General features: G+C 58.6%; 18 protein-coding genes and 2 tRNA genes. 19 read left to right on the plus strand and 1 reads right to left on the minus strand.

Translation table 11 applies throughout. The features are described from left to right. Window positions 1-214: 214 nt before the first annotated feature. The 8 genes from grpE to AC3IP0_RS03715 all read left to right on the plus strand — a co-directional run bounded on the left by grpE (window position 215) and on the right by AC3IP0_RS03715 (window position 10,682). Complete coding sequence (grpE, locus tag AC3IP0_RS03680) at window positions 215-781, plus strand: nucleotide exchange factor GrpE (RefSeq protein ID WP_046038692.1); 567 nt, start codon at window positions 215-217, stop codon at window positions 779-781. A gap of 102 nt (window positions 782-883) precedes the next feature. Then, window positions 884-2,800, plus strand: coding sequence for a molecular chaperone DnaK (dnaK, locus tag AC3IP0_RS03685; RefSeq protein WP_489318298.1), 1,917 nt, complete (start codon window positions 884-886; stop codon window positions 2,798-2,800). A 295-nt stretch (window positions 2,801-3,095) separates the two neighbouring features. Beyond that, window positions 3,096-4,220 carry a molecular chaperone DnaJ gene (gene dnaJ, locus AC3IP0_RS03690; protein ID WP_489318299.1) on the plus strand — a complete coding sequence of 375 codons (1,125 nt, stop codon included), beginning with the start codon at window positions 3,096-3,098 and terminating at the stop codon, window positions 4,218-4,220. A gap of 10 nt (window positions 4,221-4,230) precedes the next feature. Continuing rightward, complete coding sequence (dapB, locus tag AC3IP0_RS03695) at window positions 4,231-5,034, plus strand: 4-hydroxy-tetrahydrodipicolinate reductase (protein WP_489318300.1); 804 nt, start codon at window positions 4,231-4,233, stop codon at window positions 5,032-5,034. Window positions 5,035-5,293: 259 nt separating this feature from the next. Next, entirely contained in the window at window positions 5,294-6,430 is a 1,137-nt protein-coding gene (gene carA, locus AC3IP0_RS03700) for a glutamine-hydrolyzing carbamoyl-phosphate synthase small subunit (protein WP_218429214.1), read from the plus strand. A gap of 118 nt (window positions 6,431-6,548) precedes the next feature. Continuing rightward, window positions 6,549-9,770 (plus strand): carbamoyl-phosphate synthase large subunit, encoded by a 3,222-nt coding sequence (gene carB / locus AC3IP0_RS03705; protein ID WP_223458586.1) that lies wholly within the window; start codon window positions 6,549-6,551, stop codon window positions 9,768-9,770. A 2-nt stretch (window positions 9,771-9,772) separates the two neighbouring features. Continuing rightward, window positions 9,773-10,249 carry a transcription elongation factor GreA gene (gene greA / locus AC3IP0_RS03710; RefSeq protein WP_108218328.1) on the plus strand — a complete coding sequence of 159 codons (477 nt, stop codon included), beginning with the start codon at window positions 9,773-9,775 and terminating at the stop codon, window positions 10,247-10,249. Window positions 10,250-10,277: 28 nt separating this feature from the next. After that, complete coding sequence (locus AC3IP0_RS03715) at window positions 10,278-10,682, plus strand: MFS transporter (protein ID WP_489319715.1); 405 nt, start codon at window positions 10,278-10,280, stop codon at window positions 10,680-10,682. A 9-nt stretch (window positions 10,683-10,691) separates the two neighbouring features. Here AC3IP0_RS03715 and AC3IP0_RS03720 read toward each other — a convergent pair whose 3' ends face one another. Beyond that, a complete protein-coding gene (locus AC3IP0_RS03720) occupies window positions 10,692-11,000 on the minus strand; it encodes a YhbY family RNA-binding protein (protein WP_007942889.1) in 309 nt (102 codons plus the stop codon). Window positions 11,001-11,105: 105 nt separating this feature from the next. On the opposite strand from AC3IP0_RS03720, the gene rlmE reads away from it, so the two are divergent. The 11 genes from rlmE (at window position 11,106) to infB (ending at window position 22,245) form a co-directional block, all read left to right on the plus strand. Beyond that, window positions 11,106-11,738: a 23S rRNA (uridine(2552)-2'-O)-methyltransferase RlmE gene (rlmE, locus tag AC3IP0_RS03725; protein ID WP_489318302.1), complete on the plus strand. Its 633-nt coding sequence runs from the start codon at window positions 11,106-11,108 to the stop codon at window positions 11,736-11,738. 199 nt (window positions 11,739-11,937) lie between these two features. After that, window positions 11,938-13,848, plus strand: coding sequence for an ATP-dependent zinc metalloprotease FtsH (ftsH, locus tag AC3IP0_RS03730; protein ID WP_489318303.1), 1,911 nt, complete (start codon window positions 11,938-11,940; stop codon window positions 13,846-13,848). Window positions 13,849-13,856: 8 nt separating this feature from the next. Next, window positions 13,857-14,708, plus strand: a complete 852-nt coding sequence (gene folP, locus AC3IP0_RS03735) for a dihydropteroate synthase (protein ID WP_489318304.1) — start codon at window positions 13,857-13,859, stop codon at window positions 14,706-14,708. A 16-nt stretch (window positions 14,709-14,724) separates the two neighbouring features. Further along, the gene (gene glmM, locus AC3IP0_RS03740; RefSeq protein WP_489318305.1) at window positions 14,725-16,062 is read left to right on the plus strand and encodes a phosphoglucosamine mutase; all 1,338 of its coding nucleotides are present in this window, start codon (window positions 14,725-14,727) and stop codon (window positions 16,060-16,062) included. Window positions 16,063-16,128: 66 nt separating this feature from the next. Then, window positions 16,129-16,884, plus strand: coding sequence for a triose-phosphate isomerase (gene tpiA, locus AC3IP0_RS03745; protein WP_489318306.1), 756 nt, complete (start codon window positions 16,129-16,131; stop codon window positions 16,882-16,884). A 4-nt stretch (window positions 16,885-16,888) separates the two neighbouring features. Beyond that, window positions 16,889-17,272 (plus strand): preprotein translocase subunit SecG, encoded by a 384-nt coding sequence (gene secG / locus AC3IP0_RS03750; protein WP_010463489.1) that lies wholly within the window; start codon window positions 16,889-16,891, stop codon window positions 17,270-17,272. Between the two features lie 22 nt (window positions 17,273-17,294). Further along, window positions 17,295-17,380, plus strand: a tRNA-Leu gene (locus AC3IP0_RS03755). A gap of 97 nt (window positions 17,381-17,477) precedes the next feature. After that, a tRNA-Met gene (locus tag AC3IP0_RS03760) sits at window positions 17,478-17,554 on the plus strand. Window positions 17,555-17,692: 138 nt separating this feature from the next. Continuing rightward, window positions 17,693-18,151, plus strand: a complete 459-nt coding sequence (rimP, locus tag AC3IP0_RS03765) for a ribosome maturation factor RimP (protein ID WP_064119463.1) — start codon at window positions 17,693-17,695, stop codon at window positions 18,149-18,151. 59 nt (window positions 18,152-18,210) lie between these two features. Further along, the gene (gene nusA / locus AC3IP0_RS03770; protein WP_410020588.1) at window positions 18,211-19,692 is read left to right on the plus strand and encodes a transcription termination factor NusA; all 1,482 of its coding nucleotides are present in this window, start codon (window positions 18,211-18,213) and stop codon (window positions 19,690-19,692) included. A 27-nt stretch (window positions 19,693-19,719) separates the two neighbouring features. Next, a complete protein-coding gene (infB, locus tag AC3IP0_RS03775) occupies window positions 19,720-22,245 on the plus strand; it encodes a translation initiation factor IF-2 (RefSeq protein ID WP_489318307.1) in 2,526 nt (841 codons plus the stop codon). The last annotated feature ends 147 nt before the right edge of the window (window positions 22,246-22,392 follow it).

Below are 22,392 nucleotides of genomic sequence, written 5' to 3' on the forward strand. Positions count from 1 at the left end.
GGTTATTTATACAGTGTTTTGTTTCTGGCTGACAATGCCCCTCGTTAGCTCGATTCGCTCGGTCCGACGAAAGCCTTATCGCGACCGGGCATGACAAAGCAGTTGTTTTTTGTAGGGTTAATCGTCGGACCCCCTTGAAGCCGGATTTTGCGGCCCCATATAGCTGGGCAGAAGCGCGAGTTGAGCTCGCGGACGAAATTGAAAGGAGAAATCTATGGCTGACGAACAGACAGTGGATACGCAAAACCCAGACGCCAACCAGGCGCCCGAGGCTTCGGGTGATGACCTGGCGGCTCGTGTACAAGTGCTCGAAGAGCAACTGGCAGGCGCTCAGGATCAGGCTTTGCGTGTAGCCGCCGATCTGCAGAACGTCCGCCGTCGCGCCGAGCAGGATGTGGAAAAGGCGCACAAGTTCGCGCTGGAAAAATTCGCCAGCGACCTGCTGCCGATCGTCGACAGCCTGGAGCGCGGCCTGGAACTGTCCAGCCCGGACGACGAAAGCATACGTCCGATGCGCGAAGGCATCGAGCTGACCCTGAAGATGTTCCAGGACACCCTCAAGCGTTATCAGCTTGAAGCGATCGATCCCCATGGCGAACCGTTCAACGCCGTTCACCATCAGGCGATGGCCATGCAGGAAAGCGCCGATGTCGAGCCGAACAGCGTTCTGAAGGTGTTCCAGAAGGGCTATCAGCTCAATGGCCGCCTGCTGCGCCCGGCGATGGTCGTGGTCAGCAAGGCGCCTGCGCCGGTTTCGCCTTCGATTGACGAGCAGGCTTGAAATCCGCCGCAAGGCCCCCATTTATAAGTCAAGCGTTTAAGTGCTACCGCAGTTAGCCACCACTGCTGCGGCAACCAAATCCAAAGTTTCGGGAGAGTGAACATGGGCAAAATTATCGGTATCGACCTGGGGACTACCAACTCCTGCGTCTCCGTGCTGGAAAACGGCAAGGCAAAAGTTATTGAAAACGCTGAAGGCGCGCGTACCACGCCGTCGATCATCGCTTACGCCAACGATGGCGAAATCCTGGTTGGCCAGTCGGCCAAGCGTCAGGCTGTGACCAATCCGCATAACACCCTGTACGCGGTGAAGCGTCTGATCGGTCGTCGTTTCGACGAAGAAGTCGTGCAGAAAGACATTCAGATGGTCCCTTACAAGATCGTCAAGGCTGACAACAGCGACGCCTGGGTTGAAGTGAACGGCCAGAAAATGGCGCCGCCACAAATCTCGGCTGAAATCCTGAAGAAAATGAAGAAGACCGCCGAAGACTACCTCGGCGAGACCGTGACTGAGGCGGTGATCACCGTTCCGGCCTACTTCAACGACAGCCAGCGTCAGGCGACCAAAGACGCCGGCCGCATCGCGGGCCTGGACGTAAAACGTATCATCAACGAACCAACCGCAGCCGCTCTGGCTTACGGTATGGACAAGGCCAAGGGCGATCACACCGTGATCGTTTACGACTTGGGCGGTGGTACTTTCGACGTTTCCGTGATCGAAATCGCTGAAGTCGATGGCGAGCACCAGTTCGAAGTACTGGCCACCAACGGTGACACGTTCCTGGGCGGTGAAGACTTTGACATTCGTCTGATCGACTACCTCGTCGACGAGTTCAAGAAAGAAAGCGGCATGAACCTCAAGGGTGACCCGCTGGCGATGCAGCGCCTGAAAGAAGCCGCTGAAAAAGCCAAGATCGAGCTGTCTTCCACTCAGTCGACCGACGTCAACCTGCCGTACATCACTGCAGATGCGACCGGTCCGAAGCACCTGAACGTGAAGATCTCCCGCGCCAAGCTGGAAGCGCTGGTGGAAGACCTGGTTCAACGCACCATCGAGCCTTGCCGCATCGCTCTGAAAGACTCCGGTATCGACGTTGGCGCGATCAACGACGTGATCCTGGTCGGCGGTCAGACCCGTATGCCACTGGTTCAGAAGCTGGTGACCGAGTTCTTCGGCAAAGAAGCGCGTAAAGACGTCAACCCGGACGAAGCGGTTGCCATGGGTGCTGCCATCCAGGGCGCAGTACTGGCCGGCGACGTGAAAGACGTTCTGCTGCTCGACGTCAGCCCGCTGACCCTGGGTATCGAAACCATGGGCGGCGTGATGACCGCGCTGATCGAGAAAAACACCACGATTCCTACCAAGAAATCGCAAGTGTTCTCGACTGCCGACGACAACCAGGGCGCCGTGACCATTCACGTGCTGCAAGGCGAGCGTAAACAAGCCGCACAGAACAAGTCTCTGGGCAAGTTCGACCTGGCCGACATTCCACCAGCTCCACGTGGCGTGCCGCAGATCGAAGTGACCTTCGATATCGACGCCAACGGCATCCTGCACGTAGGTGCGAAGGACAAGGCTACCGGCAAGACTCAGTCGATCGTGATCAAGGCCAACTCCGGTCTGTCCGACGAAGAAATCGAGCGCATGGTGCGTGATGCCGAGGCTAACGCCGAGGAAGACCGCAAGTTCGAAGAGCTGGCCACTGCCCGTAACCAGGGTGATGCACTGGTTCACTCGACGCGCAAAATGGTTGCCGATGCCGGCGATAAAGTGACCGCTGAAGAGAAAACTGCAATCGAAGCGGCTGTAGTTGCCCTGGAGGCCGCCGTTAAAGGCGACGACAAGGCTGCTATCGACGCCAAGGTTGAAGAGCTGTCGAAAGTCTCCGCTCCAGTGGCGCAGAAGATGTACGCCGAACAGGCTCAGCCTGCTGAAGGCGCTGCACCGCACGACGACAAGGCGGAAAAGGCTGACGACGTTGTCGACGCCGAGTTCGAAGAAGTCAAAGACCACAAGTAAGTTGTTGGTCGGCCGGTTGACTGCCTTCAGGCGGTGACTGGTAGGATGTCGCCGCGCGGGAGCTTGCTCCCGCGTTGGCGTATCTGGAATACGCGAATTTTTACAGCATGCGACAACGTTCGGATGTTGGTGGTATGGCCGGAAATGCTCCTGCTTTTCGTGCCGCAAATACCGCAAGAATCAAAGACCAGGATCGTTGAATTGACGTGAGTTGGGTCCGGGCCTGTATTGGGGCTCAACGAGTTCGGCAAACTCAGGAGGGTTTTGTCGGACGTCCTCAAGAGTGCAAAGACTTATGGCAAAGCGTGACTATTACGAAGTGTTGGGTGTTGAGCGTGGCTCAAGCGAAGCGGACCTGAAGAAGGCTTACCGTCGCCTGGCGATGAAGCACCACCCGGACCGTAATCCCGATGACAAGGCGTCGGAAGATATGTTCAAGGAGGCCAACGAGGCCTACGAAGTACTGTCCGATTCCAGCAAGCGCGCGGCATACGACCAGTACGGCCATGCCGGTGTCGACCCGAGCATGGGTGGCGGCGGTGCCGGTTTCGGCGGTCAGAACTTCTCCGACATCTTTGGCGATGTCTTCAGTGACTTCTTCGGTGGCGGTCGCGGCGGTTCCCGTGGCGGCGCTCAGCGCGGCAGTGACTTGCGCTACACCCTGGAACTGGACCTCGAAGAGGCGGTGCGCGGTACGACCGTGAATATCCGTGTTCCGACGCTGGTCAACTGCAAGCCTTGCCACGGCTCCGGCGCCAAGAAAGGTTCTGCGCCGGTGACCTGCCCGACTTGCGGCGGTATCGGCCAGGTGCGCATGCAACAAGGCTTCTTCTCGGTGCAGCAGACCTGCCCGCGCTGCCATGGCCAGGGCAAGATCATTTCCGATCCGTGCGACTCCTGCCACGGCGAAGGTCGTGTCGAAGAGTACAAGACCCTGTCGGTGAAAGTGCCGGCCGGTGTCGATACCGGTGACCGCATTCGTCTGTCCGGCGAAGGCGAGGCGGGTGCCCAGGGTGGGCCGACTGGCGACCTGTACGTGGTGATCAACGTGCGCGAGCACTCGATTTTCCAGCGCGATGGCAAGCATCTGTTCTGCGAAGTGCCGATCAGCTTCGTCGATGCGGCGCTGGGTGGCGAGCTGGAGATTCCGACCCTGGATGGTCGGGTCAAGCTGAAGATTCCTGAAGGGACTCAGACCGGCAAGCAGTTCCGTGTACGTGGCAAGGGTGTCGCGCCTGTGCGTGGCGGTGGTGCTGGCGACTTGATGTGCCGCGTGGCGGTCGAGACTCCGGTCAACCTGAGCCGTCGCCAGCGTGAAATGCTCGAGGAATTCCGTAGTTCGCTGGCGGATGACAACAGCCATTCGCCAAAAACCACCGGTTGGTTCGAAGGCGTGAAGCGCTTCTTCGGCGATTTGTAAGGAGACAGGCATGCGACGTATTGCAGTGATGGGCGCCGCCGGGCGTATGGGCAAGACCCTGATTGAAGCCGTGCAGCAAACCCCGGGTGCCGGCCTGACGGCGGCGGTGGATCGTCCCGACAGCACGCTGGTCGGCGCGGATGCCGGTGAGCTGGCTGCGCTGGGTCGAATCGGCGTGCCTCTGTCCGGTGATCTGGATCGGGTGGTCGACGAGTTCGACGTGCTGATCGACTTCACCCACCCGACGGTGACCCTGAGGAACCTGGCTTTCTGCCGTAAACACGGCAAGGCCATGATCATCGGTACCACCGGTTTCAGCGTTGAAGAAAAGCAGTTGCTGGCGGAAGCGGGCAAGGACATTCCGATTGTCTTCGCGGCCAACTTCAGTGTCGGGGTCAACCTGTGCCTGAAGTTGCTCGACACGGCCGCTCGCGTATTGGGCGACGATGTCGATATCGAAATCACTGAAGCTCATCATCGGCATAAAGTCGATGCGCCGTCCGGCACTGCCGTGCGCATGGGTGAGGTGATTGCCGATGCGCTGGGTCGCGATCTGAAAAAGGTGGCGGTGTATGGTCGTGAGGGCCAGACCGGCGCTCGTGATCGCGAGACTATTGGTTTCGCCACCGTACGCGCTGGCGACATCGTTGGTGACCACACCGTGCTGTTCGCCGCCGACGGCGAGCGTGTCGAGATCACCCACAAGGCGTCCAGTCGCATGACCTTCGCCAAGGGCGCGGTACGTGCTGCTTTGTGGCTGGACGGGCGCGAGCCTGGCCTTTACGACATGCAAGACGTGCTCGATCTGCGTTAAGATGCACCCGAAATCGGGCTCGCGCACAGCGTTTGAGCCCGGTTTTGTTCCGCCAAGCGACGTCCTGTCGCATTCTCCAGCCTTTAAGGCTCATTGGCGGTAGACCAAAAATGCCTTTTTCTGTAAGCTACAGCTTTAGTGTGTCCACTAAAAGCGCGCAGAATAATTCAGTGAAGAAGCGGGGTGACGTGTCCATACGTCACTCCGCTTTTTTACAACCTGCGATCGCCCTTTCAGGCTTTATTTACGGGAGGTCTTCTTGACTAAGCCAGCCATACTCGCCCTTGCTGATGGCAGCATTTTTCGCGGCGAAGCCATTGGAGCCGACGGTCAGACCGTTGGTGAGGTGGTGTTCAACACCGCAATGACCGGCTATCAGGAAATCCTTACCGATCCTTCCTACGCCCAACAGATCGTTACCCTGACTTACCCGCACATCGGCAACACCGGCACCACGCCGGAAGACGCCGAGTCCAACCGCGTCTGGTCTGCCGGCCTGGTCATCCGTGACCTGCCACTGGTGGCGAGCAACTGGCGTAACACGATGTCTCTGTCCGACTACCTGAAGGCCAACAATGTTGTGGCCATCGCCGGTATCGACACCCGCCGCCTGACGCGCATCCTGCGTGAAAAAGGCGCGCAGAACGGCTGCATCATGGCCGGTGACAACATTTCCGAAGCCGCCGCCATCGCCGCCGCCCAGGGTTTCCCTGGCCTCAAGGGCATGGACCTGGCGAAAGTCGTCAGTACCAAGGAAAGCTACGAGTGGCGCTCGACTGTCTGGGATCTGAAAACCGACAGCCACGCGACCATCGAAGCCTCCGAGCTGCCGTACCACGTGGTTGCCTACGACTACGGCGTCAAGGTGAACATCCTGCGCATGCTGGTCGAGCGCGGTTGCCGCGTGACCGTGGTGCCTGCACAGACTCCAGCGTCCGACGTTCTGGCACTCAAGCCGGACGGCGTGTTCCTGTCCAACGGCCCTGGTGATCCGGAGCCTTGCGACTACGCGATCCAGGCGATCAAGGACGTGCTGGAAACCGAGATCCCGGTCTTCGGTATCTGTCTCGGTCACCAACTGCTGGCCCTGGCCTCCGGCGCCAAGACCCTGAAAATGGGTCACGGCCACCACGGTGCCAACCACCCCGTCCAGGACCTGGACAGCGGCGTGGTGATGATCACCAGCCAGAACCACGGTTTTGCCGTAGACGAAGCGACCCTGCCGGCCAACGTTCGCGCGATCCACAAATCGCTGTTCGACGGCACCCTGCAAGGTATCGAGCGTACCGACAAGAGCGCCTTCAGCTTCCAGGGTCACCCGGAAGCCAGCCCTGGCCCGAACGACGTAGCGCCACTGTTCGATCGCTTCATCACCGAGATGGCCAAGCGACGCTGATCGCTCGCCCTGATGTAGCAAAGCTTGAGGGTGGTCCCGACACCGGCGACCCCCTCAAGTCTTCAGAGATTGAACAAGACGGCTTGCCGACTGACCTGCGGATTTGAGTGACAAACCCATGCCAAAACGTACAGACATTAAAAGCATCCTGATTCTTGGTGCTGGCCCGATCGTGATCGGCCAGGCCTGCGAATTCGACTACTCCGGCGCCCAGGCCTGCAAAGCCCTGCGCGAAGAGGGTTACCGCGTCATCCTGGTAAACTCCAACCCGGCCACCATCATGACCGACCCGGCCATGGCCGACGCCACCTACATCGAGCCGATCAAGTGGCAGACCGTTGCCAAGATCATCGAGAAGGAGCGTCCGGACGCGCTGCTGCCGACCATGGGTGGCCAGACCGCCCTGAACTGCGCCCTGGACCTGGAGCGCGAAGGCGTTCTGGAGAAGTTCGGCGTAGAGATGATCGGTGCCAACGCCGACACCATCGACAAGGCTGAAGACCGCTCGCGTTTCGACAAGGCGATGAAGTCCATCGGCCTGGCGTGCCCGCGCTCCGGTATCGCCCACAGCATGGAAGAGGCCAATGCGGTCCTCGAGAAGCTCGGCTTCCCGTGCATCATCCGTCCGTCCTTCACCATGGGCGGCACCGGTGGCGGTATCGCTTACAACCGTGAAGAGTTCGAAGAAATCTGCGCCCGTGGTCTGGACCTGTCGCCGACCAAAGAGCTGCTGATCGACGAATCGCTGATCGGCTGGAAAGAATACGAAATGGAGGTTGTCCGCGATAAGAAGGACAACTGCATCATCGTCTGCTCCATCGAAAACTTCGACCCGATGGGCGTGCACACCGGTGACTCGATCACCGTGGCTCCTGCACAGACCCTGACTGACAAGGAATACCAGATCCTGCGTAACGCCTCCCTGGCGGTACTGCGCGAGATCGGCGTGGAAACCGGCGGTTCCAACGTTCAGTTCGGTATCTGCCCGAACACCGGCCGCATGGTCGTGATCGAGATGAACCCGCGCGTATCGCGTTCCTCGGCACTTGCTTCGAAAGCCACCGGCTTCCCGATCGCCAAGGTCGCGGCCAAGCTGGCCGTGGGCTACACCCTCGACGAACTGTCGAACGACATCACCGGCGGCAAGACCCCGGCGTCCTTCGAACCGTCCATCGACTACGTCGTCACCAAGCTGCCACGCTTCGCTTTCGAGAAGTTCCCCAAGGCTGACGCGCGCCTGACCACTCAGATGAAGTCGGTGGGTGAAGTCATGGCCATCGGCCGTACCTTCCAGGAATCCCTGCAGAAAGCCCTGCGCGGTCTGGAAGTGGGCGTTTGCGGTCTGGACGAGAAGGTTGATCTGGCCAACCCGGAAAGCATGAGCGTACTCAAACGCGAGCTGACCGTGCCTGGCGCCGAGCGTATCTGGTACGTGGCGGACGCAATGCGCGCAGGCATGAGCGTCGAAGATATCTTCGGCATGACCATGATCGACCCTTGGTTCCTGGTGCAGATGGAAGACCTGATCAAGGAAGAAGAGAAGGTCAAGACCCTGGGTCTGACCAGCATCGACCGCGATCTGATGTTCCGCCTCAAGCGCAAGGGCTTCTCCGATATGCGCCTGGCCAAGTTGCTGGGTGTGACCGAGAAGAGCCTGCGCGCTCACCGTCACAAGCTGGAAATCTTCCCGGTCTACAAGCGCGTCGACACCTGCGCCGCCGAGTTCGCCACCGATACTGCCTACCTCTACTCGACGTACGAGGAAGAGTGCGAAGCGGCACCATCGGGTCGCGACAAGATCATGATCCTGGGTGGCGGTCCTAACCGTATCGGCCAGGGCATCGAGTTCGACTACTGCTGCGTACACGCGGCACTGGCCCTGCGCGATGACGGCTACGAGACCATCATGGTCAACTGCAACCCGGAAACCGTTTCCACCGACTACGACACTTCCGATCGCCTGTACTTCGAACCAGTGACCCTGGAAGACGTGCTGGAAATCGTCCGCGTCGAGAAGCCGAAAGGCGTGATCGTCCAGTACGGCGGCCAGACCCCGCTGAAACTGGCGCGTGCCCTGGAAGCCGCCGGCGTGCCGATCATCGGCACCAGTCCTGACGCCATCGACCGTGCCGAAGACCGTGAGCGCTTCCAGCAGATGGTCCAGCGCCTGAACCTGCGTCAGCCGCCAAACGCCACCGTGCGCAGCGAAGACGAAGCGATTCGTGCCGCCAGCAAGATCGGTTACCCGCTGGTGGTGCGTCCGTCCTATGTACTGGGCGGCCGTGCGATGGAAATCGTCTACGAAGAAGAAGAACTCAAGCGCTACCTGCGTGAAGCGGTTCAAGTGTCCAACGACAGCCCGGTGCTGCTGGACCACTTCCTCAACTGCGCCATCGAAATGGACGTGGATGCGGTCTGCGACGGCAAGGACGTGGTAATCGGCGCGATCATGCAGCACATCGAGCAGGCCGGTGTTCACTCCGGTGACTCCGCGTGCTCGCTGCCGCCGTACTCGCTGCCGGCGCACATCCAGGACGAGATGCGCGAACAGGTCAAGAAAATGGCTCTGGAACTGGGCGTGGTCGGCCTGATGAACGTTCAGTTGGCGCTGCAGGGCGACGACATCTACGTCATCGAAGTCAACCCGCGCGCTTCGCGTACCGTACCGTTCGTGTCCAAGTGCATCGGTGTTTCCCTGGCAATGATCGCGGCTCGCGTGATGGCCGGTAAGACTCTGAAAGAAATCGGCTTCACCAAGGAAATCATTCCGAACTTCTACAGCGTGAAAGAGGCGGTGTTCCCGTTCGCCAAATTCCCTGGCGTTGACCCGATCCTCGGCCCAGAGATGAAGTCGACCGGTGAAGTGATGGGCGTGGGTGATACCTTCGGTGAAGCGTTCGCCAAGGCCCAGATGGGTGCCAGCGAAGTGTTGCCGACCGGCGGTACTGCGTTCATCAGCGTACGTGACGACGACAAGCCACTGGTTGCGGGCGTGGCCCGTGATCTGATCAACTTGGGCTTCGAAGTGGTCGCCACTGCCGGTACTGCCAAGCTGATCGAGGCTGCAGGCCTGAAAGTGCGCCGTGTGAACAAGGTGACCGAGGGTCGTCCGCACGTGGTCGACATGATCAAGAATGACGAAGTCACGCTGATCATCAACACCACCGAAGGTCGTCAGTCGATCGCTGATTCGTACTCCATTCGTCGTAATGCCTTGCAGCACAAGATTTACTGCACCACCACCATTGCTGCTGGCGAAGCCATCTGTGAAGCGCTGAAGTTTGGTCCCGAGAAGACCGTGCGCCGCTTGCAGGATCTACACGCAGGATTGAAGGCATGAGCATAACGAAGTACCCAATGACCGTTCAGGGCGCTCGCGCCCTGGAAGAAGAGCACACTCACCTGACCAAGGTCGTTCGTCCGAAGCTCAGCCAGGACATCGGTACGGCCCGCGAGTTGGGTGACTTGAAGGAAAACGCCGAATACCACGCTGCCCGCGAGCAGCAGGGTATGGTCGAGGCGCGGATTCGTGACATCGAGGGCCGGATTCAGAATCAGGTCATCATTGATGTCACGAGCATTCCGCACACCGGCAAAGTGATTTTCGGCACCACCGTTGAAATCGCCAACGTCGAGACGGATGAGCGCGTCACTTACCACATCGTGGGTGAGGATGAGGCTGACTTCAAACTCGGCAAGATTTCGGTGGGTTCGCCACTGGCCCGCGCCTTGATTGCCAAGGAAGAGGGTGATGTGGTCGCCGTGAAAACGCCTGGCGGCGTTATCGAGTACGAGATTGTCGAAGTTCGTCACATCTGAAGGTCGGCGCCCGCTTCGTGCGGGCGCCATGCTTTGGCAGCTGACTCAGATGTTGTGGGTCGGCGGCTTGTGGCTGTTGCAAATCGGTCTGATGCCGGTGCTGGGACGAATTGGCCTGGCGCCGCTGCTGATCGACGAAATCGCAGGCATGCTCAATACGCTGGTAGTGGGATTCGCTACGGCGTGTGTGATATTTCAGGCTTTGGTGCTGGTTAAGACCGAGGGCCTTGCCAGTCTATGGCGGGATATTCGCGGGCAACTGCTGTTGATGGCGCTGTATGCGTGCGCGATGTACTTCGCGGTGCGTTTCGGCTGGCCGGATGCCGATCGTTGGCAGGCGTTCAGCTATCTTGTTCTGGGCTTTTCCGGGCTGGTGCTGGTGTTGCAGCCGGTGCCGGGATGGAGTGGCAGGGTGCGCGAAGCACACCCTTGACCCTTGCCATCACTTGAAGCGATGGACGTTCGACAGCTGCTTGTTGACGCTGAAGTTCTTGCGGTAGATCAGTGCCATCTTGCCGATGACCTGGACCAGATCCGCTTTGCCGACCTTGCAGAGTTCTGCAATGGACGCCAGGCGCGATTCGCGATCGAGGATGTTGAGCTTGATCTTGATCAGCTCGTGATCCGCCAATGCGCGTTCGAGTTCGGCTAACACACCTTCAGTCAAACCATTGTCTGCCACAATCAGAACCGGTTTCAGATGGTGGCCAATGGATTTGTACTGTTTCTTCTGCTCTTGAGTGAGCGGCATAATCTGACCCCTGCGTCTGATCTTGTAAAAAGCGGCGGCCAGTTTACCCGAGCGAGTCCGGGACCGCCCAGTTAATCACGACCCGTTTTATTTTCGAGGTGGCCCGTGGCCCGTTCCAAGACAAGTCTTAAATGGCTGCAAGAGCATTTCAACGACCCATTCGTCAAAATGGCACAAAAAGACGGGTACCGTTCCCGCGCCAGCTACAAACTGCTGGAGATCCAGGAAAAGGACCGTCTGATCCGCCCGGGCATGAGCGTAATCGACCTTGGTGCGGCCCCGGGTGGCTGGTCCCAGGTGACCAGTCGTCTGATTGGTGGGCAGGGCACACTGATCGCTTCTGACATTCTGGAAATGGACAGCATCCCGGACGTGACCTTCATTCAGGGCGACTTTACCGAGGATGCCGTGCTGGCTCAGATCCTCGATGCCGTCGGAAATAAGGAAGTAGACCTTGTGATTTCCGACATGGCCCCCAATATGAGTGGATTGCCGGCTGTCGACATGCCGCGAGCGATGTTCCTGTGCGAGTTGGCACTGGATCTCTCGACTCGAGTGCTCAAGCCCGGTGGTGATTTTTTGATCAAGATCTTCCAGGGCGAAGGCTTCGACGAGTTCCACAAGAGCGTTCGCCAACAGTTCGATAAGGTGCAGATGCGCAAGCCGACCTCGTCGCGCGACCGTTCTCGCGAACAGTACCTGCTGGGTCGCGGTTTCCGCGGACGCAGTGAGGGTTGAGTGAATTTTCGATCAGGGTGATAGAATTTTTGTATTACGCCTTGTCAGAATTAGCGAATATTGTGTAGGAAGTGTTTCACAAAGGGTTACAGACGGCGCCTGCCAAGTTGTAGGTAATGTAGTAAGTTAGGCCGGTGAATATCATGCGAAGCGCGCGCCAGTAGCGGAGCTTGCTTCAGAGGGTAGTTAATTGAACGATATGGCAAAGAATCTGATCCTGTGGTTGATCATCGCGGCTGTCCTGGTGACGGTGATGAACAACTTCTCCAGCCCTAACGAGCCGCAGACCCTCAACTATTCCGACTTCATCCAGCAGGTCAAGGATGGCAAGGTCGAGCGCGTGGCGGTTGATGGCTACGTGATTACCGGCAAGCGCAACGATGGCGACAGCTTCAAGACCATTCGCCCGGCGATCCAGGACAACGGCCTGATCGGCGACCTGGTGGATAACCACGTCGTGGTCGAAGGCAAACAGCCTGAACAACAAAGCATCTGGACTCAGCTTCTGGTCGCCAGCTTCCCTATCCTCGTGATCATCGCCGTGTTCATGTTCTTCATGCGGCAGATGCAGGGCGGTGCCGGTGGCAAGGGCGGGCCGATGAGCTTCGGCAAGAGCAAGGCACGCCTGCTCTCCGAAGATCAGGTCAAAACCACTTTGGCTGACGTTGCCGGTTGCGACGAAGCCAAGGAAGAAGTCGGCGAGCTGGTCGAGTTCCTGCGTGATCCGGGCAAATTCCAGCGCTTGGGCGGTCGCATTCCTCGTGGCGTGCTGATGGTCGGTCCTCCTGGTACTGGTAAAACCTTGATTGCCAAGGCGATTGCCGGCGAAGCCAAAGTGCCGTTCTTCACCATCTCCGGTTCCGACTTCGTCGAAATGTTCGTCGGTGTTGGTGCCAGCCGTGTTCGCGATATGTTCGAACAGGCCAAGAAACACGCTCCATGCATCATCTTCATCGACGAAATCGATGCGGTCGGTCGCCATCGTGGTGCTGGCATGGGTGGTGGTCACGACGAGCGCGAGCAGACGCTCAACCAGTTGCTGGTTGAGATGGACGGCTTTGAAATGAATGACGGCATCATCGTGATTGCTGCGACCAACCGTCCTGATGTGCTCGACCCTGCGTTGCTGCGTCCGGGCCGTTTCGACCGCCAGGTTGTGGTCGGTCTGCCGGACATCCGTGGTCGCGAACAGATTCTCAAGGTTCACATGCGCAAGGTGCCGATGGGCGACGACGTTGCCCCGGCCGTGATCGCACGTGGTACTCCAGGCTTCTCCGGTGCTGACCTGGCCAACCTGGTGAACGAGGCATCCTTGTTCGCTGCCCGTGCCGGCAAGCGCATCGTCGAGATGAAAGAGTTCGAACTGGCGAAAGACAAGATCATGATGGGCGCCGAGCGCAAGTCCATGGTCATGTCCGAGAAAGAAAAACAGAACACGGCTTATCACGAAGCGGGCCACGCCATCGTGGGTCGTGTCGTGCCTGAGCATGATCCGGTGTACAAGGTGTCGATCATCCCGCGCGGTCGTGCGCTGGGTGTGACCATGTTCCTGCCGGAAGAAGATCGTTACAGCCTGTCCAAGCGTGCATTGATCAGCCAGATCTGCTCGCTGTACGGCGGTCGTATCGCTGAAGAAATGACCCTGGGCTTCGATGGCGTGACCACCGGTGCCTCCAACGACATCATGCGCGCCAGCCAGATTGCGCGGAACATGGTGACCAAGTGGGGTCTTTCGGAAAAACTCGGTCCGTTGATGTACGCCGAAGAAGAGGGTGAAGTGTTCCTTGGTCGCGGCGGTGGCGGTCAGAGTGCAAGCTTCTCTGGTGAGACAGCCAAGCTGATCGACTCCGAAGTGCGCAGCATCATCGATCAGTGCTATGGCACGGCGAAGCAGATTCTCTCGGACAACCGTGACAAGCTCGATGCGATGGCCGATGCCTTGATGAAGTACGAAACGATCGATGCCGAGCAGATCGACGACATCATGGCGGGTCGTCCGCCTCGCGAGCCGCGCGACTGGTCGGGTGGCACGGGTACTTCCGGCACCCCGCCGGTGGTGCAGGATGAGCGTCCGGAAACACCGATCGGTGGTCCTGCTGCTGACGTATAAGGTTTGAAATGACTTCTGTTCAGTCCTCGACCCGGTTGCCTTGCGGCAACCGGGTTCTTGATTTGGCCCAGACGCATGTCATGGGTATTCTCAATGTCACTCCTGATTCTTTCTCCGATGGTGGCCAATACAGCCAGCTCGACGCGGCCATGCGCCACGCCGAAGCCATGGTGGCGGCCGGTGCGACGCTGATCGACGTCGGTGGAGAATCCACCCGCCCCGGTGCCAGGGTCGTATCGCCACTGGAAGAGCTGGAGCGCGTAGCGCCCATTGTCGAGCGTATCAGTCGCGAACTGGATGTCATCATCTCGGTCGATACCTCCACACCAGCGGTCATGCGTGAAACTGCGCGCCTGGGTGCAGGGTTGATCAATGACGTGCGTTCGTTGCGTCGCGATGGTGCCCTGGATGCTGCAGCGGCCACCGGGCTGCCGGTCTGCCTGATGCACATGCTGGGCGAGCCGGGCGATATGCAGGACAATCCGCAGTATCAGGATGTCACCAGGGAGGTCGGCGAGTTTCTCGCCGAGCGCCTGCATCAGTGTTCTTTGGCGGGTATTCCGGCTGAGCGGATCATTCTTGATCCCGGCTTTGGCTTCGCCAAAACCTTGCAGCACAATCTAAGCTTGTTCAAACATATGGAAGCCTTGCATGCCTTGGGGCGGCCCCTGTTGGTCGGGGTTTCGCGAAAGAGCATGATTGGTCAGGCGTTGAATCGTCCGGTGGGAGATCGGCTGTATGGTGGTTTGGCGCTCGCGGCGCTGGCTTCGGCGAAAGGTGCGCGTATATTGCGCGTCCATGATGTAGCCGAAACAGTGGATGTGGTGCGGATGATCGCCGCAGTGGAATCAGCCGAATAAGAATGATGGAGCACCTATGAGCAAAAAATATTTTGGCACCGATGGTATTCGTGGGCGTGTCGGTGAATACCCGATTACTCCTGATTTCATGCTCAAGCTCGGCTGGGCTGCTGGCATGGCCTTCCGCAAGATGGGCGCCTGCAAGGTGCTGGTCGGCAAGGACACCCGAATCTCCGGCTACATGTTTGAGTCGGCGCTTGAAGCAGGGCTGACGTCGGCAGGTGCCGATGTGATGCTGCTGGGGCCGATGCCGACTCCGGCTATCGCCTATCTGACGCGTACTTTCCATGCCGAGGCAGGTATCGTCATCAGCGCGTCGCACAATCCGCATGATGACAACGGCATCAAGTTCTTCTCCGGCAAGGGCACCAAGCTCCCGGATGAAGTCGAACTGATGATCGAAGAATTGCTCGATACGCCAATGACCGTGGTGGAGTCGAGCAAGATCGGCAAGGTCTCGCGAATCAATGATGCGTCGGGACGCTATATCGAATTCTGCAAGAGCAGCGTGCCGACCGGCACCAGCTTCTCGGGCCTGAAAATCGTCATCGACTGCGCACACGGTGCGACTTACAAAGTGGCGCCGAGCGTGTTCCGCGAGTTGGGCGCTGAGGTCGTCGTACTGTCGGCGCAACCGAATGGATTGAACATCAACGACAATTGCGGCTCGACCCATATGGGGCCGCTGCAGGCTGCCGTCTTGGCTGAGAAGGCCGATCTGGGTGTTGCCTTCGATGGTGACGGTGACCGCGTTCAGATGGTCGATCACACCGGTGCGGTGGTGGATGGCGACGAACTGCTATTCATCATTGCCCGTGATCTGCATGAGCGCGACAAGCTGCAGGGCGGCGTGGTCGGAACCCTGATGAGTAACCTGGGGCTGGAGCTGGCCCTGGCGGACCTGGGTATTCCATTGGTGCGTGCCAACGTCGGCGACCGTTATGTCATTGCCGAGCTGCTGGAGCGCAACTGGATCGTGGGGGGTGAAAACTCCGGACACATCGTATGTTTCAGTCACACCACCACGGGTGATGCAATCATTGCGGCGCTGCAGGTGTTGATGGCGCTGCGCAGGCGTGACGAAGGTCTGGCGCAATCCCGACAGGCGCTGCGCAAGTGCCCTCAGGTGCTGATCAATGTGCGTTTCGGTGGCGGCGCAAGCCCTCTCGATCATCCGTCGGTCAAGGAAGCCAGCGAGCGTGTGACCAAGGCCATGGCTGGTCGCGGGCGTGTGCTGTTGCGCAAGTCCGGTACCGAACCGCTGGTGCGTGTGATGGTCGAAGGCGAAGACGAAACGCAGGTTCGTGGCTATGCCGAAGAGCTGGCAAAACTGGTTACTGAAGTTTCTGCCTGAATTCGGCTTGCCAGCCATGATTGTGTTGGGTAACATCTGCGCCCACTTTGACCGACGAGGTACAGCATGCGTCGCCCTATGGTAGCTGGTAACTGGAAGATGCACGGTACCCGCGCCAGCGTCGCTGAGCTGATCAACGGCCTTCGTGACTTGGCCTTGCCGAGCAGTGTTGATGTCGCGGTATTCCCGCCTTTGCTGCATATCAATCAAGTGATTGATGGCCTGGAAGGAAAGTCGATTTCGGTCGGCGCGCAGAATTCTGCGGTGGAGTCCGGGCAAGGTGCGTTGACCGGTGAGGTTGCACCGAGTCAGTTGGTGGATGCAGGTTGTTCCCTGGTGCTTGTCGGGCATTCCGAGCGCCGCCAGATCATGGGCGAGCAGGACGCAATGCTGATCCGCAAGTTCGCAGCGGCACAGGCATGTGGCTTGATCCCGGTGTTGTGCATAGGGGAGACCCTGGAGCAGCGTGAAGCCGGAAAGACTCTTGAGGTTGTCTCGCGTCAGCTGGGCAGTATCATTGAGGAGCTGGGTGTCGGTGCCTTTGCCAAGGCAGTGATCGCTTACGAGCCGGTCTGGGCCATTGGCACCGGGCTGACTGCAACGCCGCAGCAGGCGCAGGATGTGCACGCAGCCATTCGCGCCCAGTTGGCGGCAGAGAATTCTGAAGTCGCACAAGGTGTGCGGCTTCTATACGGCGGCAGCGTGAAGGCGGCCAATGCGGTCGAACTGTTCGGCATGCCGGATATCGATGGGGGTCTCATTGGTGGGGCTTCCCTGAATGCAGATGAGTTCGGTGCGATCTGTCGCGCCGCGGGAAACTGAAAAAATGCTGGAAACAGTCGTAGTCGTTTTTCATCTGCTGGGTGCATTGGGCGTAGTAGCTCTGGTTTTGCTGCAGCAGGGTAAAGGTGCGGATGCTGGCGCGTCTTTCGGAGCAGGTGCTTCAAATACTGTGTTCGGAAGCCAAGGTTCCTCTACCTTTCTTAGTAAGTTTACTGCTATACTTGCCGCAGGTTTTTTCATAACCAGCTTGGGGTTAGGTTACTTTGCTAAAGAGAAGGCTCAACAGCTGACTCAAGTAGGTCTCCCAAATCCAGCGGTACTGGAAGTTCCAAAGCAACAACCGGCTTCTGATGATGTCCCGGTGCTTCAAGAGCAAAAGTCGGCTACTCCAGCGACTGACGTGCCTCCAGCTCAAGAGCAGAAGTAAGAAGGGTTTCAAACGTAGTATTGCCGAGGTGGTGGAATTGGTAGACACGCAACCTTGAGGTGGTTGTGCCCATAGGGTGTAGGGGTTCGAGTCCCCTTCTCGGTACCAATTAGTCAGGAGAGCCCGCTGTTGCGGGCTTTCTTGCAGGTGGAAGGTTACATTGACCCTGTAGGGGATCGGTCGTATACTTCCGCCCCAGCTTTGTCGCGGGGTGGAGCAGTCTGGTAGCTCGTCGGGCTCATAACCCGAAGGTCGTCGGTTCAAATCCGGCCCCCGCAACCAGTTTAAGGAGCCCCTTTTAAGGGGCTTTTTGTTAGCTGGACACTTTCAACGCCGCTGTTCGACGGCGTTTCAAGGATGGGCGTTTCGCCCATTTTTTTATTTTGCATAGCATGCACATACATGCACTAGGGGGTTCAGGTGTCGAGCAAGCTAGAAGAGTTGCAGGCCTTGCTGGCCCCGGTGGTCGTGGCCCTAGGCTATGAATGCTGGGGTATCGAGTTTTCGGCTCAGGGTCGTCACTCGATGTTGCGCGTTTATATCGATAAAGAAGGCGGCGTGCTGGTGGACGATTGCGCCATCGTCAGCCGTCAGATCAGCGGTGTGCTGGATGTTGAAGATCCAATCACCGTTGAGTACACCCTTGAAGTTTCCTCGCCTGGCATGGAACGCCCTCTGTTCACTCTTGAGCAGTTTGCAAAATTTGCCGGTGAACAAGTGAAGATCAAGCTGCGCTCGCCTTTTGAAGGACGACGCAACTTTCAGGGCCTTCTGCGCGGCGTAGAAGAGCAGGATGTCGTGGTGCAGGTAGATGACCATGAGTTCCTGTTGCCGATCGATATGATCGACAAGGCCAACATTATTCCCAGTTTTGACTGAGGCGTGCCAGATACTGCGGATCCCGCGGATCCAATGGCTTGCGAAAGGCGAGGCGTACGATGAGCAAAGAAGTACTGCTGGTTGTTGAGTCGGTATCCAATGAAAAGGGCGTACCGGCAAACGTGATTTTTGAAGCGCTGGAGCTGGCCCTGGCCACTGCTACCAAGAAGCGTTTCGAAGACGAAGTTGATCTGCGTGTGGAAATCAACCGCCACACGGGTGCATACGAGACATTCCGTCGCTGGACGGTCGTCGAAGAAGCAGACCTGGACGATCCGGCCATCGAAACCTGGCCGAGCAAGGTTGCCGAAACGCATCCTGGCGCCAAGGTCGGTGACGTCGTGGAAGATAAGATCGAGTCCATCGAGTTCGGCCGCATCGCTGCGCAGACTGCCAAGCAAGTCATTGTGCAGAAAGTTCGCGAAGCCGAGCGCGCTCAGGTTGTTGACGCTTATCGCGAGCGCCTGGGTGAAATCATCTCCGGCACCGTGAAAAAAGTCACCCGCGACAACGTGATCGTTGATCTGGGCAACAACGCTGAAGCGTTGCTGGCCCGTGAAGACATCATTTCTCGCGAAACTTTCCGGGTTGGCGTGCGTCTGCGTGCGCTGCTCAAGGAAATCCGCACCGAGAACCGCGGCCCGCAGTTGATCCTGTCGCGTACCGCGCCGGAAATGCTGATCGAGTTGTTCCGCATCGAAGTGCCGGAAATTGCCGAAGGCCTGATCGAAGTGATGGCTGCGTCCCGTGATCCGGGTTCGCGCGCCAAGATCGCCGTTCGCTCCAAGGACAAACGCATCGACCCGCAGGGCGCTTGCATCGGTATGCGCGGTTCGCGCGTCCAGGCAGTGTCGGGTGAGTTGGGCGGTGAGCGTGTTGACATCGTTCTTTGGGACGACAACCCGGCTCAGTTCGTGATCAACGCCATGTCCCCGGCCGAGGTTGCGGCAATTATCGTTGACGAAGATGCCCACGCAATGGACATCGCCGTTGGCGCAGACAATCTGGCTCAGGCCATCGGTCGCGGTGGTCAGAACGTGCGTCTGGCTAGCCAGTTGACTGGCTGGACCCTGAACGTGATGACCGAATCGGACATCCAGGCTAAGCAGCAAGCAGAAACCGGCGACATCCTGCGCAACTTCATCGACGAGCTGGAAGTCGACGAAGACCTGGCACAGGTGCTGGTAGATGAAGGCTTCACCAGCCTGGAAGAGATTGCCTACGTACCGTTGGAAGAAATGCTCAACATCGACGGCTTTGACGAAGATACCGTCAACGAGCTTCGCGCTCGTGCCAAGGATCGCTTGTTGACCAAAGCCATCGCTACTGAGGAAAAGCTGGCAGACGCCCATCCGGCCGAAGACCTGCTCTCGCTTGAGGGTATGGACAAGGATTTGGCGATGGAACTGGCGGTGCGCGGCGTAATTACCCGCGAAGACCTGGCCGAGCAGTCTATTGACGACCTGCTCGACATCGACGGCATTGACGATGATCGTGCCGGCAAGTTGATCATGGCCGCCCGAGCCCACTGGTTCGAGTAATTAGGCGCGGCCTGAGGAGAGAAGTGCATGACGCAAGTCACGGTGAAACAACTGGCCGATGAGGTCAAAACACCGGTAGAGCGCCTGTTGCAGCAGATGCGTGAGGCAGGTCTGCCGCACACCGCCGCCGAAGAACATGTGACTGACAGTGAGAAGCAATCGTTGCTGACTCACTTGAAAAGCAGCCACAAGGCGAAAGTGGAAGAACCACGCAAGATTACGCTGCAGCGTAAAACCACCAGCACCCTGCGTGTTGCTGGCAGCAAGAGCATCAGCGTTGAAGTACGCAAGAAGAAAGTCTTCGTACAGCGCAGCCCGGAAGAAATCGAAGCCGAGCGCAAGCGTGAACTGGATGAACGTCGCGCAGTAGAAAATGCTGCTCGTCAGAAGGCTGAAGAAGAAGCCAAGCGTCGCGCCGAAGAAGAAGCGCGTCGCCAGCCTGCTGCTGCGCCGACCGCTCAAGCCGTACCTGTTGCAGCGCCTGCTGTGGTGGCTGAGCCAGTTCGCGAAAGCGCACCGGTTGTGGCAGCCGCTCCAGCTCCTGCGGCCGATACCCGCAAGCGCGACGAGCAGCGTCGTCCGGACAAGCCACGTGCCGACGACAACAGTCGTCGCGGTAGCGGCGATGGCGAGCGCAAAAACGCTCCGCATCGTGCTTCGGTCAAGGAAAAGGCTCCGGCTCCACGTGTTGCCCCACGTACTACCGACGAAGAAAGCGATGGCTTCCGTCGTGGTGGTCGCGGCAAGGCCAAGCTGAAGAAGCGCAACGCCCACGGTTTCCAGAGCCCTACCGGCCCTGTTGTGCGCGAAGTGAAGATCGGCGAGACCATCACTGTTGGCGATCTCGCTCAGCAGATGTCGGTGAAGGCTGCTGAAATCATCAAGTTCATGTTCAAACTGGGTACTCCAGCGACCATCAACCAGGTACTGGATCAGGAAACTGCCCAACTGGTTGCCGAAGAGCTGGGCCACAAAGTGACCCTGGTCAGCGACACCGCCCTGGAAGATTCCCTGGCCGAGTCCCTGAAGTTTGAAGGCGAGGCAGTTTCCCGTGCACCAGTCGTGACCGTAATGGGCCACGTTGACCACGGTAAGACTTCCCTGCTCGACTACATCCGTCGTGCCAAGGTTGCTGCTGGCGAAGCCGGTGGTATCACCCAGCACATCGGTGCTTACCACGTTGAAACCGACCGTGGCATGGTGACGTTCCTCGACACCCCTGGTCACGCTGCGTTTACCGCAATGCGTGCCCGTGGCGCCAAGGCGACCGACATCGTGATCCTGGTGGTTGCAGCGGACGACGGCGTGATGCCGCAGACCATTGAAGCTGTCCAGCACGCAGTAGCGGCTGGTGTGCCACTGGTTGTTGCGGTGAACAAGATCGACAAGCCAGGTGCTGACCTCGATCGCATCCGTAGCGAACTGTCGGTTCACGGCGTGACGTCGGAAGAGTGGGGTGGTGACACTCCGTTCGTACCGGTCTCGGCGAAGATGGGTACTGGCGTCGACGAACTGCTCGAAGCTGTATTGCTGCAAGCCGAAGTTCTGGAACTGACTGCCACTCCATCGGCTCCTGGCCGTGGCGTTGTGGTTGAATCCCGTCTCGACAAGGGCCGTGGTCCGGTGGCTACCGTTCTGGTTCAAGACGGTACCCTGCGCCAGGGCGACATGGTCCTGGTCGGTTCGAACTATGGCCGCGTTCGCGCCATGCTCGACGAGAACGGCAAGTCAATCAAGGAAGCCGGTCCGGCCATCCCTGTCGAGATCCTCGGCCTGGACGGTACCCCGGATGCTGGCGACGAGATGAGCGTGGTTGCCGACGAGAAGAAAGCCCGTGAAGTGGCTCTGTTCCGTCAAGGCAAGTTCCGCGAAGTCAAGCTGGCCCGTGCTCACGCCGGCAAGCTGGAAAACATCTTCGAAAACATGGGCCAGGAAGAGAAGAAGACGCTCAACATCGTCCTCAAATCCGACGTCCGTGGTTCGTTGGAAGCGTTGAACGGTGCCTTGAACGGCCTGGGTAACGACGAAGTGCAAGTGCGTGTAGTCGGTGGCGGTGTCGGTGGTATCACCGAATCCGACGCCAACCTGGCACTGGCCTCCAACGCTGTACTGTTCGGCTTCAACGTGCGTGCCGATGCCGGCGCGCGCAAGATCGTCGAGCAGGAAGGTCTGGATATGCGTTACTACAACGTGATCTACGACATCATCGAAGACGTCAAGAAAGCCCTGACCGGTATGCTCGGCAGCGATGTTCGCGAGAACATCCTGGGTATCGCCGAAGTGCGTGACGTGTTCCGTTCGCCGAAGTTTGGCGCGATCGCCGGTTGCATGGTTATCGAAGGTGTTGTGCACCGTAACCGTCCAATCCGTGTACTGCGTGAAGACATCGTTATCTTCGAAGGCGAGCTGGAATCCCTGCGCCGCTTCAAGGATGACGCTTCCGAAGTACGTGCCGGCATGGAATGCGGTATCGGCGTGAAGAGCTACAACGACGTTAAAGTCGGTGACAAGATCGAAGTCTTCGAGAAGGTGCAGGTTGCTCGCAGCCTCTAATTCGCGCACTTCAGGAGCCGTGACGGGTCGTCGCATGCAAATGCGCAGTTCGTCACCAGGACTCTAAACGCAACGCCCGGTCTGGCTTTTGTCAGGCCGGGCGTTTGCCGCTTTCAGACCACACGGGTTTCACCGTGAGGCAGTAAC

The sequence above is a fragment of the Pseudomonas sp. GL_103 genome, from assembly GCF_057835175.1.

Coding starts and splice junctions, on each gene's coding strand:
- folP (WP_489318304.1), top strand. CDS start 13,857: ATGACTTCTGTTCAGTCCTCGACCCGGTTGCCTTGCGGCAACCGGGTT.
- nusA (WP_410020588.1), top strand. CDS start 18,211: ATGAGCAAAGAAGTACTGCTGGTTGTTGAGTCGGTATCCAATGAAAAG.
- dnaJ (WP_489318299.1), top strand. CDS start 3,096: ATGGCAAAGCGTGACTATTACGAAGTGTTGGGTGTTGAGCGTGGCTCA.
- AC3IP0_RS03720 (WP_007942889.1), bottom strand. CDS start 11,000: ATGCCGCTCACTCAAGAGCAGAAGAAACAGTACAAATCCATTGGCCAC.
- dnaK (WP_489318298.1), top strand. CDS start 884: ATGGGCAAAATTATCGGTATCGACCTGGGGACTACCAACTCCTGCGTC.
- secG (WP_010463489.1), top strand. CDS start 16,889: ATGCTGGAAACAGTCGTAGTCGTTTTTCATCTGCTGGGTGCATTGGGC.
- carB (WP_223458586.1), top strand. CDS start 6,549: ATGCCAAAACGTACAGACATTAAAAGCATCCTGATTCTTGGTGCTGGC.
- dapB (WP_489318300.1), top strand. CDS start 4,231: ATGCGACGTATTGCAGTGATGGGCGCCGCCGGGCGTATGGGCAAGACC.
- glmM (WP_489318305.1), top strand. CDS start 14,725: ATGAGCAAAAAATATTTTGGCACCGATGGTATTCGTGGGCGTGTCGGT.
- AC3IP0_RS03715 (WP_489319715.1), top strand. CDS start 10,278: ATGCTTTGGCAGCTGACTCAGATGTTGTGGGTCGGCGGCTTGTGGCTG.
- ftsH (WP_489318303.1), top strand. CDS start 11,938: ATGGCAAAGAATCTGATCCTGTGGTTGATCATCGCGGCTGTCCTGGTG.
- tpiA (WP_489318306.1), top strand. CDS start 16,129: ATGCGTCGCCCTATGGTAGCTGGTAACTGGAAGATGCACGGTACCCGC.
- infB (WP_489318307.1), top strand. CDS start 19,720: ATGACGCAAGTCACGGTGAAACAACTGGCCGATGAGGTCAAAACACCG.
- grpE (WP_046038692.1), top strand. CDS start 215: ATGGCTGACGAACAGACAGTGGATACGCAAAACCCAGACGCCAACCAG.